Origin of the sequence: Clostridium sp. UBA6640, from assembly GCF_002455975.1 — a bacterium.
Lineage (GTDB): Bacteria > Bacillota > Clostridia > Clostridiales > Clostridiaceae > Clostridium_J.
The window spans coordinates 1-15,378 of the sequence record NZ_DKLM01000079.1 but is presented as its reverse complement, the minus strand read 5'-3'; the positions used below and the strand labels follow the sequence as shown (position 1 = coordinate 15,378).

Genomic DNA, 15,378 nt, shown 5'->3' with positions numbered 1-15,378 from the left:
TTGTGCATTGTGCACTAATCTAAGTTGTGAATTAATATATCAAACTGTAACTTATATTCAGCCATACATTAAATTTTAGAGTAGTTTATCTATATGATGTAACTAAAGTGTAAAAATTTGACTTAACAGGAGGAGAAAATTTTGAATAAATACATAGAATTTAAAGATGTAAAGAAAACTTATAAATCTGGAGAAGTAGAGATCAAAGCTGTAGATGGAGTTAATTTTTCTATAGATAAGGGCGAATTTGTTGTAGTTGTAGGCCCTAGTGGAGCAGGAAAAAGTACTGTACTTAATATACTAGGGGGTATGGATTCTCCTAGTGAAGGACAAATAATGGTAGATGGCAATGAAATAAGCAAATATAATGATAAACAATTAACTACTTATAGGAGATATGACATAGGATTCGTATTTCAGTTCTATAATTTAGTTCAAAACCTTAATACTATTGAAAATATAGAATTAGCCACTCAAATATGTAAGAATCCTCTAGATCCAGAAGAAGTACTTAAAGAGGTAGGGCTTGAAGATAGAAGAAATAATTTCCCTTCTCAACTATCAGGAGGAGAGCAACAAAGGGTTTCTATAGCCAGAGCAATTGCTAAAAATCCTAAAATATTATTATGTGATGAGCCTACTGGAGCTTTAGATTATTCTACAGGAAAATCTATATTAAAGTTATTAAAAGATACTTGTAGAAAACAAAACATGACAGTAATAGTTATTACTCATAATTTGGCAATTGCATCTATGGCAGATAAAGTTATTAAAGTTAAAAATGGTAAGGTTGACAGTGTATCCATTAATAGCAATCCGATGGCTGTAGAAAGGATTGAATGGTAACAATGAGAAATGCACTTACAAAAAATATATTAAGAGAAATAACAAAATCTAAATCGCGATTTCTTTCCATATTAATTATCGTAGCAATAGGTGTAGCTTTTTTTGCAGGAGTTAGAGCTACAAGTCCTGAAATGAAGTTTACAGTAAATAAATATTTAGATGATAATAATACTGCAGATTTGACTATACAATCTTTAAATGGTTTTAAACAATCAGATATAGATAAAGTTAAAAAAATTGTAGGAGTGTCTGAAATTTATGAAGGATATAGTTTTGATGCTTTAGCTATAAATGATGATAGTGAAAAAGCAATAAAGGTACATTCCCTAAAGATAGGAGAGAAATCTGTTAATAATCCTGTATTAGTTGAAGGAGCTATGCCAACTAATGAAGGTGAAGCAGTTACAGAAAAAGCATATCTTGAAGAAGAAAACTTAAAAATAGGAGATTATATTAAAATTAAAACTGTTAATGGAAGTAAGGATTTTAAAATAACCGGTATTGTTAATAGTCCATTATACATAAATACATATCAAAGAGGGGCAAATTCCTTAGGCAATGGTTCAACTAGTGGATTTTTTCAAATAGGCGAAAAATCTGCAAAGGAATTAGCACTTCCTAAAATTCCTGAAATTCCAGGGATAAAAATAGAAGATATATACACTGAATTATCTATTATAGTTGATGGTGCTAAGTCAAAAAATACTTTTTTAGATGAGTATAAAGATTTAGTTAATGAAGTAAAGGAAAAAATAGAAGCTATAGATGAGAATTGGTATATTAAAACTAGAGATAACAATGAAGGAATTAGAGGATTTCAAGATGATTCCGATAGAATAAAAGCTATAGGAACTACTTTCCCACTAATCTTTTTCTTAGTAGCTACCCTTGTATGTCTTACAACCATGACGAGAATGGTTGAAGAACATAGAACTCAGATAGGAACTTTAAAAGCTTTAGGATATAGCAAATTTTCTATAGTCTCTCAATACTTTATTTATGCTTTTACAGCAAGTGTTATAGGTAGTATTATAGGAGTAATTTTAGGATTTAAAATTTTCCCACTTCTTATTTTTAATGCTTATAGAATAATGTATACAATTCCTCCGGTGGCAGGTAATTTTCATATTGATTTAGCAATAACCTCAGCGTTGGTAGCTATTTTCTGTACTACACTTGCGGCAGTGGGTGCTTCTATAAAAGAGTTGGTAGTAGTGCCAGCAATACTTATGAGACCTAAGGCGCCAAAGGCAGGTAAAAGAATATTACTAGAAAGAATAAAATTTATTTGGAAGAGAATGTCCTTTACAGAAAAGGTTACTGCAAGAAATATCTTTAGATATAAGAAAAGATTTTTTATGACAGTAATAGGGGTAGCTGGCTGTACTGCTCTTCTTATTACAGCTTTTGGATTAAAAGATTCCATAATTGCAGTAACAGAAAAACAGTTTGGAGAAATTTACACTTATGATTTAAAAGGATATTTAAGAGAGGGCATTCAAGAAGATAGAGAATATTTATTTATGGATGAACTTAAAGACTATGATGAAATAGAAGATTCACTTTTATCCTTTGAAAAAAACATAAAGGTTAAAAATAATAATGAAGAGAATTCTGGTGTTGAAGGATATATATTAATTCCTAAAGATGTAGATAGACTTAGTGAATTTATTAAATTAAGAGAAGATAATGGCAAAATAGATATTGGTGATAATGGAGTAGTAATTACTAAAAAACTCTCAAAGCTATTAAGTATCAAAAAAGGAGATAATATTGAAATTTCATTAGGTGACAAAACTGTAAATGCACAAGTAAATTATATTACAGAGCATTATACTGGTCACTATGTTTATATGTCTCCTAAATATTATGAGAAGTTATTTAAAGATAAGATTTATTATAATGCCTTTTCTTCTAAGACGCAGAAAATAAATAAGGATCAAGAAGATAAATTATCTGAGGAGATGATGAAAAATCCTAAAATAGCTACTATTAATTTTACTACAAGTATAAGTGATAGTTTTAAAAAAACTATGGATAGTGTAGACTCAGTTATATTAGTTTTAATAGCTTCAGCAGCTTCTCTTGCCTTTGTTGTAATGTACAACTTAACAAATATAAATATAGGCGAAAGAATGAGGGAGCTTGCAACCATAAAGGTTTTAGGTTTTTATGATAAAGAAGTAGCAGGATATGTTTATAGAGAAAATATTATATTATCAATAATAGGAACTTTAGTTGGGTTAATATTAGGTACGCTTCTTCATAAATATGTACTCACAACAACAGAAACTGATATGGTAATGTTTTCGCGTGAAATTAAAACTATGAGTTTTATATACTCATCTATATTAACTATAGTATTTTCAAGCTTAGTAAATATAGTTATGTATAAAAAATTAAAGAAGATTAATATGGTAGAATCGCTAAAGAGCGCGGAATAAGAATATATTAATTATTTATAGAAAGTACTAAGGCATTTATTTTATATAATAAATTTCTTAGTACTTTTTCTTATAGCAAACTTAATTTAAAATCAATATTTGCATTTAGAAATCTTTAATTTTATTTTTTTACATAAAGTTATAAGTAAGTAAAATTCAAAAAAATTACATAAATTTTTAATGTTTTATTAATTATTATAGAATGTTTTTAAAAAAATAGGAAATAAATGAAAAAACGAGAAAATGAATGGTATACAAAAATAATTAGATACAGTATTAATTTTTAGAGCATTTTGAGCAAAAGATTTACTTTACATATATTGGAATAAATGGTAGCATTTCAATATATTACTACCAAAATTATTACTAAGTTTAAGGAGCTATTTATATGAAAATAAAGTTTTTGAGTAAAGACGATATGAAGCTTTTAAAAAGAGCATTTGCTTATGTAAAACCATATAAGCTTAAACTTTTGCTATTCTTTATATGCATTTCATCAAGTATAATTTTTGGCTTAATAGATCCATATATATATGGGGTTCTAATTGCTAGCCTACCGCAAGGTAATGTATATATTTTAGCTAAATGCATGGTACTTTTATCAATCATATATCTATTGCAATTAGTCATTATGCATTTTTATTCATATATTGAAACTTACCTCAATAATAATATTGTAAAAGACTTAAAATGTGATATGTATGATAAAATATTGAATCTTCCGGTGAAAGCTTTCGATGAAACGCCTGTAGGAGAATTTATATCTAGGCTTCACAATGATGCAGAAGCACTTAGTAGCATAATAACATTTCAAGTTGTAAATGCCATAATGGATATTTTAAAGGCTATAGTAATAGGTTTTGCTGTATTTAAAATTAATGTGAGACTTGCTCTTATAGTTATAGCTTGCTTTCCTTTTTCTTACTATATATTTGTAAAGTATGGCAAAAAACTCAAGAAAAAGAATATGGAGCTAAAAAATATAGCAGATGATTATTTTAGCAGTGTAGAGCAATCATTTCAGGGAATTAGGGAAGTAAAATGCCTTGGAATAAAAAAACATAATTTCATACAATTTAACAATATTTCTAATGATTTTAAACAAAAGGGAATAGAAATGGCTCTTATAAATATAGTGGCACATGATTTAGCTGGTTTTATAAATATTATCTCTTCAGTTTTAGTTATGAGTATAGGAGGGTATTTTGTTATAAATAAAATATTACCTCTTGAACTTTTTATAGCATTTTCATCCTATTCAAAGCAATTCTCTTGCTCTCTTATGAACATTACAAAAATGAATGCAACAATACAACAAGCAATAACATCTTTAGAAAGAATCTTTGGGATTATGGACAATTTAAGTTATTCTAATGAATGCTTCGGAGAGAAATCAATAATGGAAATTGAAGGAAATATACAATTTACCAATGTTTCTTTTAGTTATGGTGAAGATGGAGAAGTACTTAAGGATATAAACTTTCAAGTTATGGGAAATAAAAAACTGGCAATAGTAGGGAAAAGTGGGGCTGGAAAAAGCACTATTTTAAATTTACTTTTAAGGCTTTATGATTGTGACTATGGAGATATAACTATAGATAATATAGATGTTAATGAGTTTGATGAAAAGTCTTTAAGAAGTCATATATCAGTTATAAGACAAGATCCTTTTTTGTTCAATATATCAATAATGGAAAATATAAAAATAGCAAATCCAAATGCTACTGAAGAAGAAGTTTACGATGCTTGCAGATCAGCATATATACATGATTTTATAATGTCTCTTCCTAGTAAATACGACTCTATAGTTGGAGAAAATGGAGTGAATTTATCCGGAGGGCAGAGACAAAGGATTGCTATAGCTAGAGGACTTATAAAGAAATCTAAAATAATATTATTTGATGAAGCGACTTCCGCTTTAGATAATGAATCTCAATATTTTATAAAACAGTCTTTAAATTTAATATCAAAGAAACATACCATAATAATAATAGCTCATAGATTATCTACAATAATAGATGCTGATGAAATAGTAGTTATTGATAGTGGGAGAATTGTTGGACAAGGTTCCCATAGTGATTTAATAAAAGATAATGTCATTTACAAAAATCTTTATGAAGCAGATATGGAAATTTTAAATATACCACAAGAAGTTGGATAAGATTAAAAATGTTCAATATAACAAATGTATATATAAAATAATAAATATTTAGGAGTGATAAAATGAGTAGTTCAGCAATTAAAATGGGTACATTAGCTGAAGCATGGCATGGTATAGATGGACGAGCTAGAAATATAACATTTTCTATTACAGAGGATTGTAATTTAGCCTGTAAATATTGCTATATGACTGGTAAAAACAATTTTAAGAAAATGTCCTTTGAAACAGCAAAAAAAGCTGTAGATTATATTCTTAATGATAGAGAATTTTTTAAGGGTGAATCTATAATATGGGAGTTTATAGGTGGAGAACCTTTCTTAGAAATAGATTTAATAGATAAAGTATCTGATTATATCAAGCAGCAAATGTTTTTATTAAATCATCCTTGGTTCAATTCTTATAGATTTAGTTTTTCAACAAATGGCTTATTATATGATTCTCCAAAAGTACAAAAATATATGGAGAAGAATAAAAGACATGTATCAATAGGAATAAGTGTAGACGGAAATAAGTTAAAGCATGATATGCAAAGGGTATTTCCTGATGGAAGTGGCTCTTATGATGAAGTTGTAAAAAAGGTGCCATTATGGCTTGAACAATTTCCAGAAGCACAAAGCAAAGCTACTTTTGCCCATGATGATTTGCCTTATATAAAAGATAGTGTAATAAGCCTTTGGAATCTAGGAATAAAAAGTGTTGCTGCAAATGTAGTTTTTGAGGACGTTTGGCATAAAGGAGATGACGAGATATTTGAATCTCAGCTTAGAGAATTAGCGGATTATATACTAGATAATAAACTTTGGGAAGATTATTCAGTAAGATTCTTTGACCCGAATATTGGATTCCCATTAACAGAGGAACTGAAAAATTCAAATTTTTGTGGTGCAGGAAAAATGACAGCTATAAGTACAGATGGAAAAATATATCCTTGCGTAAGATTTGTAGATTTTACTTTAAATAATAAAAAGGGCTTGTCAATAGGACACGTAGATACAGGTATAAATGCTGATAAATTAAGACCTTTTAGTGTATTATCTTTAAAATCTCAAAGTCCTAATGAATGTGTAGAATGTGATGTTGCTACAGGTTGTGCATGGTGTACAGGTTTTAACTACGATGCTGCTGATACAGATACTGTTTATCAGAGAGCAACTTTCCAATGTAAAATGCATAAGGCAAATGTAAGAGCAAATAAATATTTCTGGAGTAAGTTTGAAGAGGTTACTGGTCTTGAATCAGAGCGAAAAAAATTTGAGAGAGCTAATGATAAGTTGAATCAACATAAATATCTTCAAATTATAGCTTCAGATAATATAACGCCTCATTGCACATATAGAAATACTAAAAATACTAATAATGTAATTTCTGATGAAACTTTAAAAAAGGCATTAGAATTTGCGGAAAATAATGATTTCATGCCTGTTATGTTAGGCACATATAAAGATATAATAAAAGATTCTATATCTATAGTAGATAGTAAAGGGGACTTTTCTAAGGGATATTCTATAAAAGTTTATGACAATACTATTGATGGGCTAGAAAACGCAGGAGGAATGTGCATTTTACTTATAAATAAGGAAAATTTAAATAATATTTTGGAATATGTTTCAAAACTTTATGATAAACATTCAAGAGTAAACGTAATATTGGAAGATATTGAAAGTTGGAATGATTTAAATGTACAAGCCTATAAAATGCAACTTGAAAAACTTAAGAATTTTGCAGCTGATACCTATAGAAAGGCTAAGCCGCTTCATTTAAATATATTAACAGATAGAATAGAGCAAACTTCGATGAGCAACTGTGATGCAGGAAATACAACTTTTGCATTGGCACCAAATGGAAAAATATATATATGCCCAGCCTTTTACTTTGATAATCCAGAAAACTATATTGGAGATTTAGACAGTGGAATAAAAATAAAAAATCCTCATCTTATGGAATTTGAGACCGCTGGAATATGCCATGAATGTGATGCATATCAATGTAGAAGATGTAAATTTTTAAATAAAAAATTGACTAATGAATACAACATTCCATCTGAGATCCAATGTGTAGTAAGTCACTTAGAAAGAAACTCTTCAAGAGAGCTTCAAGAAATACTTATAAATGAAGAGTTTATGAAGCCTAATAATATTATAAATAAGATAAATTATCTTGATCCATTGGAAAAAGTATTAAGTATGAGAGGAGAATAATAATGTACACTGAAAAAGTTGGAGCTGTGACAGAAAATGAGAAGAAAGAAATTTTAATATTAAATGAAAGAAAATCTTCGTTGAAGGAGCTTTTATTAACTTTAGATTCTCCTATGCTAACCTTAGAAGAAAAGGATAGTATGTATAAAAAAATAGTTGAGGATATGGAGGAAGTATCCTTAAAATATAGAGAATGGTGGACAGAAAAGAGTAGCAAATATAATTGGAAGTATAGTGAAAATGGAGACTGGAGCATTAATTTTCATACTAATGAAATATTTCTCATAGAAGAAGAATGCGCTTGTACAAAGCAGGGATAATATATTTATAATTTGAAAGGAGGTGAATTTATGAAACATTTATTTGATGAAAGTTTAACAACCACATATGTAGCAGGTTGTTCATCATGTGGAACCCAATGTGCTGAAGAATGTGGCTATGGATGTAGTGGAAGCTGTAAAGGACATTGTGATTGGAGTTGTGCAGATCGTTGTATGGCTGGACCTGGACCATACTAATATAATTTTTAAATGTTACTAAGCTATACTATTAAACTTTACACAAATTTAAATTTATCAGTTCACAGAGATAGGGGAGCAGGATAGAAAGTTTTCCTCTCGTTTGCCTAATTTAGAGTCCATTTATAATTTAAAAAGAGGTGAATTATTATGAAACATTTATTTGATGAAAGTTTGACAACGACATATGTAGCAACTTCTGCATCATGCGGAACCCAGTGTGCTGCATCATGTAGCTATGGATGTGATAGAACCTGTAAAGGACATTGTGATTGGAATTGTGCAGATCGTTGCATGGCTGGACCTGGAATGTCCTAATAAAATTTAAAAATATTATTAAATTAGACTATTGAATTTTATACAAATTTAAATTTATTAATTTGCAGAGATGGGGGGAGCAGGAAAGAAATTCTTGCTCTCTTTTATTTTATAAAAGCAGTAAAAACTAATAGTATAGAACATTATTATTAATATATTTAATTTTCATATGTTTTTTCACATTAAATAATATCCCGCAAATTGAAAAAACTGTTGTAAAATATGAAATAAATTTTCTCAGAATTGGAAGGTTAAAAAATTGAAGTTAATACTAGCGAATTTGTTATTGCTCCTAATGGGTTTATAGGTTGCGAACTATGAATTCAACAGTTTATCCAATAGTCATAGAGTCTTAATATTTTTTCTTTTTGTGCATATTTATAGTCTAAAATAAAAATCTAATGCCTTGTAGAAAAGAGAAACTAAAATACTAACAGAGTGGAAAAAGTATTTTTAAGAGTATAATAAGTACATTATTATGCTATTTCTAAAGGTAGAATATACTAGGAAGGTATGTGATAGCTATTTGTAGAATTATTGAAGAGAGTAATTAGGACAAGTATCTTAGTATGTTATTAAAATGGAGGATATTATATATGGAAAAAGAAGAATATGTAGAAGTAATAAAAGAATTGAGAGCTATGATTAAATCAGGAAAATACACAAAGTGTCCATGTCCTAAAGTTAAATGTGAGTGGCATGGAAATTGTTTTGAATGTGTAATGATACATAGAGTTAATCAAGATCATGTTCCAAATTGTATGCAGCCAATGCTTAGAAATAAAATTAAAGAGCTTGCTAAAGTAGCTGAAATGATTACTGAGCCAAAACCACTAACACCTGGAGAGTATTGGGATTACGTAAATGAAGTTTGTCCTAAAGAGAATGAAAAACAATAAAATATAGAGGAAGGAAAATGCTATGATTATAGATCACCTAAACAGATATGTATCAGATGTGGATAAATTTATATTATTTTATGAAGATGCACTTGATTATAAGTTGATTGATAGTGGTATAAAATTAAATGGAAAAAAATATGCCATATTAAAAGGTGACAAACATGAGCTATTCGTTTCAGAAAGAGAAGGCTTCCAAGTTGAAGAGAAGCAGAATTTTAGGCATATAGGTTACTTTGTTGAAAATGTAGACGAGCTATTAGATACTTTAAAAATAAAGGGTTATGTTAATAAAGAAGAAAAAATCATCATTAAGGAGTTTTCAAGACAATTTTACATTAAAGATCCCGATGGATTTGAAATTGACTTAATTCAATGGACAGATAAAGATGGATTTTACAATAAACTTAAGCAAAAGTAATAAGATAGTAGGTTAGTATATTTTTGTACCACTAATTGTTTTAATAAAGCTAGTTTTTTACCAGCAATACAAATACCAATTTCCACCTCTGGGGAACAGTANNTAGGGTTCCCATGAGGTGCAGTGTAGCTCGGAACAAAATCAGTGAGCTTACACTAGTATTATGAAGATAAGCAATATAATTAAAATATTGTTTAATGGTGCAGATGTAGTGTTATATCATACTGCACCCCAGGGGCTTCATCAATGCACAATTCACAGTTGAAAATGCACAATTAAGGAGAAATTATTTTTTAGTAAAATAATTTTCTGAAATTTATTTTTGACTAGCAATGTAATTGCTAGTTATTGTAGGGGCGAACAGTGTTCGCCGCTACAATTGTAAATTAAAATATTTAAAGATGTAGCTATATTAATGCATATATTGGTTCTTAAGATAATTTATCTATATATGATATGGGGGAATAACTATGAGTTTTAAATTTATTTCTATGAATAGTAAATATGCTCATGAAATTGCATATAATTGGAAGTATGATGGCATATTTTCATTTTATGATATGACTGACGATGAAGAAGATTTAGAGGAATTTCTCACTGAAGATAGATGGGGCAGAAATGAGTTTGCTGTATTAAATGAAGAAAATAAGTTAGTTGGTTTCTATTCCTACTATTTTGAAGATGAGATTATGTGGATGGGCTTTGGACTTAAACCTGAATTAACATCTAAAGGACTAGGGGCTAGTTTTGTAAATTCAGGCATTGATTTTGCAGTAGAAAGATTTGATTATAAGAAGGACTACGTAATGTTAGCAGTTGCTTCATTTAATCATCGGGCAATAAGACTATATGAAAAAATAGGATTTAAATATGTAGATCAATATATTCAATATACAAATGGCGACAATTTTGAATTTATTAGAATGAAAAAATATATAATTTAGCTTATATAATGGGTTAAGCTGCAGTTAGTATTTAATAAATTTTATGTTTATAGGGGGTAAAATATATGAAGATATTATTTGGGGGAATACTTCATATAGCTATACGTTATTTAGCAGTATGGATCACATTGTTTTTTCATGAGTTTTCTCATGCATTTTTTGGATGGCTATTTGGGGTTTGTAAAAGTCCTATATCAATAGGGTATCTGCCAGTAGTAAAATTGCCTATGGCACCATTAGTTGATCAAAACAAATTAGAAATGTTAGACAAATATAAACAAATATTAATTCATTCTGGTGGATTACTAATGAACTTATCAATGTTTATATTAGTAAGCATTTTAATATTGGTAAAGGTTATAACTCCAACTCCATATATGATGACATTCTTATTATTGTTTATAATGTCTAACTTCGCTGAATTAGAAAGCTATATTACATTTGGTGCAATTAAGCCTATTAGTGATGTTAAGTTTATATTAAAAGTAACAGGTATTAAGAATTATATAATTTATATCCCAGGATTAATATTATTGATAATGGGAGTATATTTTTTACAAACTTATATAATTCCTAAAGGTCAGTTTGGATATTTAATATTTTTTGCTGTGTTTTATACAACAGCCTGTTGTAGTCGCATAATTCTAACAAGACCTTCAAGTAAAATCTAATTTTAAAAAAATTCCCCTGACGGAAATAATTCCGCAGGGGTTTTTAAATTTTTTTAACTAGTAATGCAATTGCCAGTTATATGGCGAACACTATTCACCAGTCTTCCCACCTCTGGGGAACAGTAGTGAAGCCCTTTAGGGTTCCCCTGAGGTGCAGTATAGTTCGGAACGAGATAAGGGAGCTTACGCTACTATTATGAAGATAAGCAATAAGATTGCTAGTTTTGTGGCGAACACTGTTCGCCGCTACAGAATTAATTCTAAATTTCTCAGTGGTAGTTGAGAAATATCCATAATTGTGAATTGAATAAAATTATTGAATTTATGGTTCATTATGGTAAAATATATTAGCGCGATAAATGATTACTAAAACATAATTAAAGGATTGGGGGGATAAAAATGATTGAGATGAAAGGAATATCCAAAAGCTTTCGGGTTTCTAAACGAAAAGGAGGGGTAGGCAGTGCTTTTAAGTCATTCTTTAAACGAGATTATGAAGTAGTAAATGCACTTGAAGACATATCATTTACTATAGATGAAGGGGAAATGGTAGGGTATATAGGACCAAATGGTGCTGGAAAAAGTACTACCATTAAAATAATGAGTGGTATACTTCATCCTGATAGTGGAGAGTGTTATGTAAATGGAAAAATTCCATGGAAAGATAGGATAAATTATGTAAGAGACATAGGCGTTGTATTCGGTCAGCGTTCTCAACTTTGGTGGGATGTTCCCGTTGAGGATTCTTTTCAACTTTTAAAGGATATATATAAAATTCCTGATAAAAGCTTTAAAAATAATATGAATATGATTAGTGATTTGCTAGATATCGAAGATATTATTAAAGTACCCACAAGGCAATTAAGTCTTGGGCAGCGTATGAGATGTGAAATAGCAGCTTCATTACTACATAGTCCTAAGATATTATTTTTAGATGAACCTACTATAGGCCTTGATGCAGTATCCAAAATTGCAGTAAGAGATTTTATAAAAACTATTAATAGAGAAAATAAAACTACTATTATACTTACAACCCATGACACACAAGATATAGATGCCCTTACTAAACGAATAATTTTAATTGGCAAAGGAAAAGTTCTACTTGATGGTGAACTCGAGGATTTAAAGCAGAAGTTTAACCAAAATAGAAAAATAACTTTAGATTATAATGGTGATATAAATGAATTAGCAAAAGGATTAACCTTTGTAGAAAAATATTCTGGACATGCAGTTGTATCAGTTGATACGGAGATCATATCAATCTCATCTGCCATGTCTTATTTAGCTGAAAAGGTTGAATTAAATGACTTTAGTGTTAACTCAGCTACAGTAGATGATGTAGTAGTTGGTTTATACAAGGAGTATAAGATATGAAGGTATATTTATCATTTTTTAAAATTAGATTTATAAACGGACTTCAATATAGAGCAGCTGCATATGCAGGAATAGTTACTCAATTTGCTTGGGGATTTATGTATATAATGTTATATCAAACTTTTTATAATAGTAACCCTACCATGTCACCTATGGATTTCTCACAGCTTTCAAACTACATATGGCTTCAACAAGCATTTTTAGCACTTTTTATGACATGGTTTTTAGATAATGATATTTTTGATTTGATAGCAACAGGAAATGTTTCTTATGAATTATGTAGACCACTGGATATTTATAATCTATGGTTTGCTAAAAATTGTTCATTAAGACTTTCAAAAGCAGTTTTAAGATGTGGTCCAATATTGATTATTGCATTTCTTTTACCAGAACCATATAGATTTACTTTACCCAGCTCATATATGTCAGGCATCCTTTTTATTCTTTCTATGTTTTTAGCATTCATTGTAGTTGTAGCATATTGTATGTTAGTATATATACTTACTTTTTACACCATTTCTCCTATGGGAGTGAGAATGGCGCTGGTTATGACTGCTGATTTTTTCTCTGGCGGACTTGTGCCTTTGCCGCTTTTACCAGATTGGTTGACTAAATATATATATATTACACCTTTTGGAGCTATGCAAAACACACCATTTAGAATTTATAGCGGAAATATTCCTTTAGATGATATCTTTAGGACAATTACATTACAAATAATTTGGGCTATAGTGCTTATTGTATTTGGTAAGGCCTTATTATTAAAAACATTAAAACGTGTAGTTGTGCAAGGAGGTTAAGGTATGAAATTATATATTAAATATCTTTCTATTCATTTACGTTCAGCTATGCAATATAAAACTTCATTTATACTTACTACAATAGGACAAGTATTAACAACTCTTTTTTCATTTCTAAGTATGTACTTTCTTTTTGATAGATTTGGGAGCATTAAAAATTATACTTTTAATGAAGTATTATTATGCTTTAGTACAATATATATGTCTTTTGCACTGGCAGAATGTTTTGGAAGGGGATTTGATAGATTTTCTGGAATGATATCCAACGGCGAATTTGACCGAATTATGGTAAGACCTCAAAATGAAATATTGCAGATAATAGGATCTAAGATAGAACTCACAAAAGTAGGGAGATTTGGACAAGCGCTTGTTATTTTCATTTATGCCATAGTTACCTGCAGAATTTCTTGGAATTTAGGAAAAGTATTAACACTTTCTTTAATGATTGCAGGCGGGGTATGTTTATTTTTTTGTTTATTTATGATATATGCATCAATATGTTTTTTCACTTTAGAAGGATTAGAATTTATGAATATTTTCACCGATGGTGGAAGAGAGCTTGCACAATATCCATTAGATATATATAAAGAATGGGTATTAAAATTCTTTACTTTTATTGTCCCACTTGCATTTGTTAATTATTATCCTTTTTTATTTCTTATAGATAAATATCAAGGATCTAAAGTTTTTTATATGTTATCTCCAACAATTTCTTTCTTATTCATAATTCCAAGTTATATACTCTGGCGTTTTGGAGTTAGACACTATAAATCTACAGGATCATAAGTTTAAAACAGTGCACAATGCACAATTCACAATGCACAGTTGAGGTTGAAATTATTTCTTAGCAAAATAATTTCTTTAAATGGATTTTTCACTAGCAATACGATTGCTAGTGACATTGTAGCGGCGAACAGTGTTCGCCATTTTTTTATATATTTGTAAAAAAGGAGTTTTTTAGTTTGCATTGAATATAGACACAAATAGACAAACTGTGCTTATAAAATAGTTTCAAATAAGGGGATAAAATATGAAAAATTATTTAGAAGAAGGGGTTCCAACTATAGAGGAAGCAAGATCATTATTGGAGGATGGAAAAAGATTATTTCCAGGTCCTTGGATAGAGCATTCAATTAATGCTGGAAAGGCAGCAGAATTAATAGCAAAAAACTGCAAGGATTTAAATTCAGATGTTGCATTAGTTTTAGGCATGTTACATGACATTGGAGATAGATATGGAAACACCCACATGAAGCATACTTTACTTGGTTATAATTTTGCCATGGAAAAAGGATATCATAAAGTAGCAAGAATTTGTTTAACTCATTCATTTAATTGTAATGACATAAGAAGCAGCTTTGGTAAATGGGATTATTGTAGCGATGAAGAATATAATTTTGTTAAAGATTATATTGAAACTATAGAATATGATGATTATGATAAGTTGATACAATTATGCGATGCATTAGCACTTCCAAGTGGATATTGTTTAATGGAGAAGAGAATGGTTGATGTAGCATTAAGACATGGAATGCATGAGTATATCATTGATAAATGGAAGGCAACCTTTGAAACTAAATTATATTTTGAAGAAAAAATGGGTAAATCACTATACAGCGTATTACCAGGAGTTGTAGAAAATACATTTGAATCAAATGTTTACCAGCAATGCAATTGCTAATTTTTCCACCTCTGGGGAACAGTAGTGAAGCCATTTAGGGTTCCCCTGAGGTGCAGTATAGCTCGGAATAACACTAATAAACTTAACTAATACTATGGAGAAA

At 29.4% G+C, this 15,378-nt stretch carries 15 protein-coding genes; all 15 read left to right on the top strand.

Annotated features, from left to right (window positions below):
* Positions 1–141 precede the first annotated feature (141 nt).
* Positions 142–846: an ABC transporter ATP-binding protein gene (locus B2W91_RS08690; RefSeq protein ID WP_291580088.1), complete on the top strand. Its 705-nt coding sequence runs from the start codon at positions 142–144 to the stop codon at positions 844–846.
* Entirely contained in the window at positions 840–3,290 is a 2,451-nt protein-coding gene (locus B2W91_RS08685; protein WP_291580087.1) for an ABC transporter permease, read from the top strand. The genes B2W91_RS08690 and B2W91_RS08685 overlap by 7 nt, the downstream gene beginning before the upstream one ends.
* A gap of 388 nt (positions 3,291–3,678) precedes the next feature.
* Complete coding sequence (locus B2W91_RS08680; protein ID WP_291580086.1) at positions 3,679–5,451, top strand: ABC transporter ATP-binding protein; 1,773 nt, start codon at positions 3,679–3,681, stop codon at positions 5,449–5,451.
* 62 nt (positions 5,452–5,513) lie between these two features.
* On the top strand, positions 5,514–7,649 hold the full coding sequence (locus B2W91_RS08675; RefSeq protein WP_291580085.1) for a radical SAM peptide maturase, CXXX-repeat target family: 2,136 nt from the start codon (positions 5,514–5,516) through the stop codon (positions 7,647–7,649).
* 2 nt (positions 7,650–7,651) lie between these two features.
* Complete coding sequence (locus B2W91_RS08670) at positions 7,652–7,969, top strand: CXXX repeat peptide modification system protein (protein WP_291580084.1); 318 nt, start codon at positions 7,652–7,654, stop codon at positions 7,967–7,969.
* Positions 7,970–7,999: 30 nt separating this feature from the next.
* Positions 8,000–8,167, top strand: coding sequence for a hypothetical protein (locus tag B2W91_RS08665; protein ID WP_291580083.1), 168 nt, complete (start codon positions 8,000–8,002; stop codon positions 8,165–8,167).
* Positions 8,168–8,317: 150 nt separating this feature from the next.
* On the top strand, positions 8,318–8,485 hold the full coding sequence (locus B2W91_RS08660; RefSeq protein ID WP_291580082.1) for a hypothetical protein: 168 nt from the start codon (positions 8,318–8,320) through the stop codon (positions 8,483–8,485).
* A 596-nt stretch (positions 8,486–9,081) separates the two neighbouring features.
* Positions 9,082–9,384, top strand: coding sequence for a hypothetical protein (locus B2W91_RS08655; protein ID WP_349680797.1), 303 nt, complete (start codon positions 9,082–9,084; stop codon positions 9,382–9,384).
* A 22-nt stretch (positions 9,385–9,406) separates the two neighbouring features.
* Positions 9,407–9,805 carry a VOC family protein gene (locus B2W91_RS08650; RefSeq protein ID WP_291580081.1) on the top strand — a complete coding sequence of 133 codons (399 nt, stop codon included), beginning with the start codon at positions 9,407–9,409 and terminating at the stop codon, positions 9,803–9,805.
* A gap of 470 nt (positions 9,806–10,275) precedes the next feature.
* Positions 10,276–10,749, top strand: a complete 474-nt coding sequence (locus tag B2W91_RS08645) for a GNAT family N-acetyltransferase (RefSeq protein ID WP_291580080.1) — start codon at positions 10,276–10,278, stop codon at positions 10,747–10,749.
* A gap of 65 nt (positions 10,750–10,814) precedes the next feature.
* Positions 10,815–11,420 carry a hypothetical protein gene (locus B2W91_RS08640; RefSeq protein ID WP_291580072.1) on the top strand — a complete coding sequence of 202 codons (606 nt, stop codon included), beginning with the start codon at positions 10,815–10,817 and terminating at the stop codon, positions 11,418–11,420.
* 399 nt (positions 11,421–11,819) lie between these two features.
* Positions 11,820–12,794 carry an ABC transporter ATP-binding protein gene (locus B2W91_RS08635; RefSeq protein WP_291580071.1) on the top strand — a complete coding sequence of 325 codons (975 nt, stop codon included), beginning with the start codon at positions 11,820–11,822 and terminating at the stop codon, positions 12,792–12,794.
* Positions 12,791–13,594 (top strand): ABC transporter permease, encoded by an 804-nt coding sequence (locus tag B2W91_RS08630; RefSeq protein WP_291580070.1) that lies wholly within the window; start codon positions 12,791–12,793, stop codon positions 13,592–13,594. The genes B2W91_RS08635 and B2W91_RS08630 overlap by 4 nt, the downstream gene beginning before the upstream one ends.
* Positions 13,595–13,597: 3 nt before the next feature.
* Positions 13,598–14,380 (top strand): ABC transporter permease, encoded by a 783-nt coding sequence (locus B2W91_RS08625; protein ID WP_291580068.1) that lies wholly within the window; start codon positions 13,598–13,600, stop codon positions 14,378–14,380.
* 244 nt (positions 14,381–14,624) lie between these two features.
* On the top strand, positions 14,625–15,275 hold the full coding sequence (locus tag B2W91_RS08620) for an HD domain-containing protein (RefSeq protein WP_291580067.1): 651 nt from the start codon (positions 14,625–14,627) through the stop codon (positions 15,273–15,275).
* Positions 15,276–15,378: the final 103 nt, after the last annotated feature.

What these genes read in the sequence shown, in the direction of transcription:
- B2W91_RS08630 (WP_291580070.1), top strand. Translation starts at nt 12,791, where the DNA reads ATGAAGGTATATTTATCATTTTTTAAAATTAGATTTATAAACGGACTT.
- B2W91_RS08665 (WP_291580083.1), top strand. Translation starts at nt 8,000, where the DNA reads ATGAAACATTTATTTGATGAAAGTTTAACAACCACATATGTAGCAGGT.
- B2W91_RS08635 (WP_291580071.1), top strand. Translation starts at nt 11,820, where the DNA reads ATGATTGAGATGAAAGGAATATCCAAAAGCTTTCGGGTTTCTAAACGA.
- B2W91_RS08675 (WP_291580085.1), top strand. Translation starts at nt 5,514, where the DNA reads ATGAGTAGTTCAGCAATTAAAATGGGTACATTAGCTGAAGCATGGCAT.
- B2W91_RS08680 (WP_291580086.1), top strand. Translation starts at nt 3,679, where the DNA reads ATGAAAATAAAGTTTTTGAGTAAAGACGATATGAAGCTTTTAAAAAGA.
- B2W91_RS08670 (WP_291580084.1), top strand. Translation starts at nt 7,652, where the DNA reads ATGTACACTGAAAAAGTTGGAGCTGTGACAGAAAATGAGAAGAAAGAA.
- B2W91_RS08655 (WP_349680797.1), top strand. Translation starts at nt 9,082, where the DNA reads ATGGAAAAAGAAGAATATGTAGAAGTAATAAAAGAATTGAGAGCTATG.
- B2W91_RS08660 (WP_291580082.1), top strand. Translation starts at nt 8,318, where the DNA reads ATGAAACATTTATTTGATGAAAGTTTGACAACGACATATGTAGCAACT.
- B2W91_RS08685 (WP_291580087.1), top strand. Translation starts at nt 840, where the DNA reads ATGGTAACAATGAGAAATGCACTTACAAAAAATATATTAAGAGAAATA.
- B2W91_RS08645 (WP_291580080.1), top strand. Translation starts at nt 10,276, where the DNA reads ATGAGTTTTAAATTTATTTCTATGAATAGTAAATATGCTCATGAAATT.
- B2W91_RS08625 (WP_291580068.1), top strand. Translation starts at nt 13,598, where the DNA reads ATGAAATTATATATTAAATATCTTTCTATTCATTTACGTTCAGCTATG.
- B2W91_RS08640 (WP_291580072.1), top strand. Translation starts at nt 10,815, where the DNA reads ATGAAGATATTATTTGGGGGAATACTTCATATAGCTATACGTTATTTA.
- B2W91_RS08650 (WP_291580081.1), top strand. Translation starts at nt 9,407, where the DNA reads ATGATTATAGATCACCTAAACAGATATGTATCAGATGTGGATAAATTT.
- B2W91_RS08620 (WP_291580067.1), top strand. Translation starts at nt 14,625, where the DNA reads ATGAAAAATTATTTAGAAGAAGGGGTTCCAACTATAGAGGAAGCAAGA.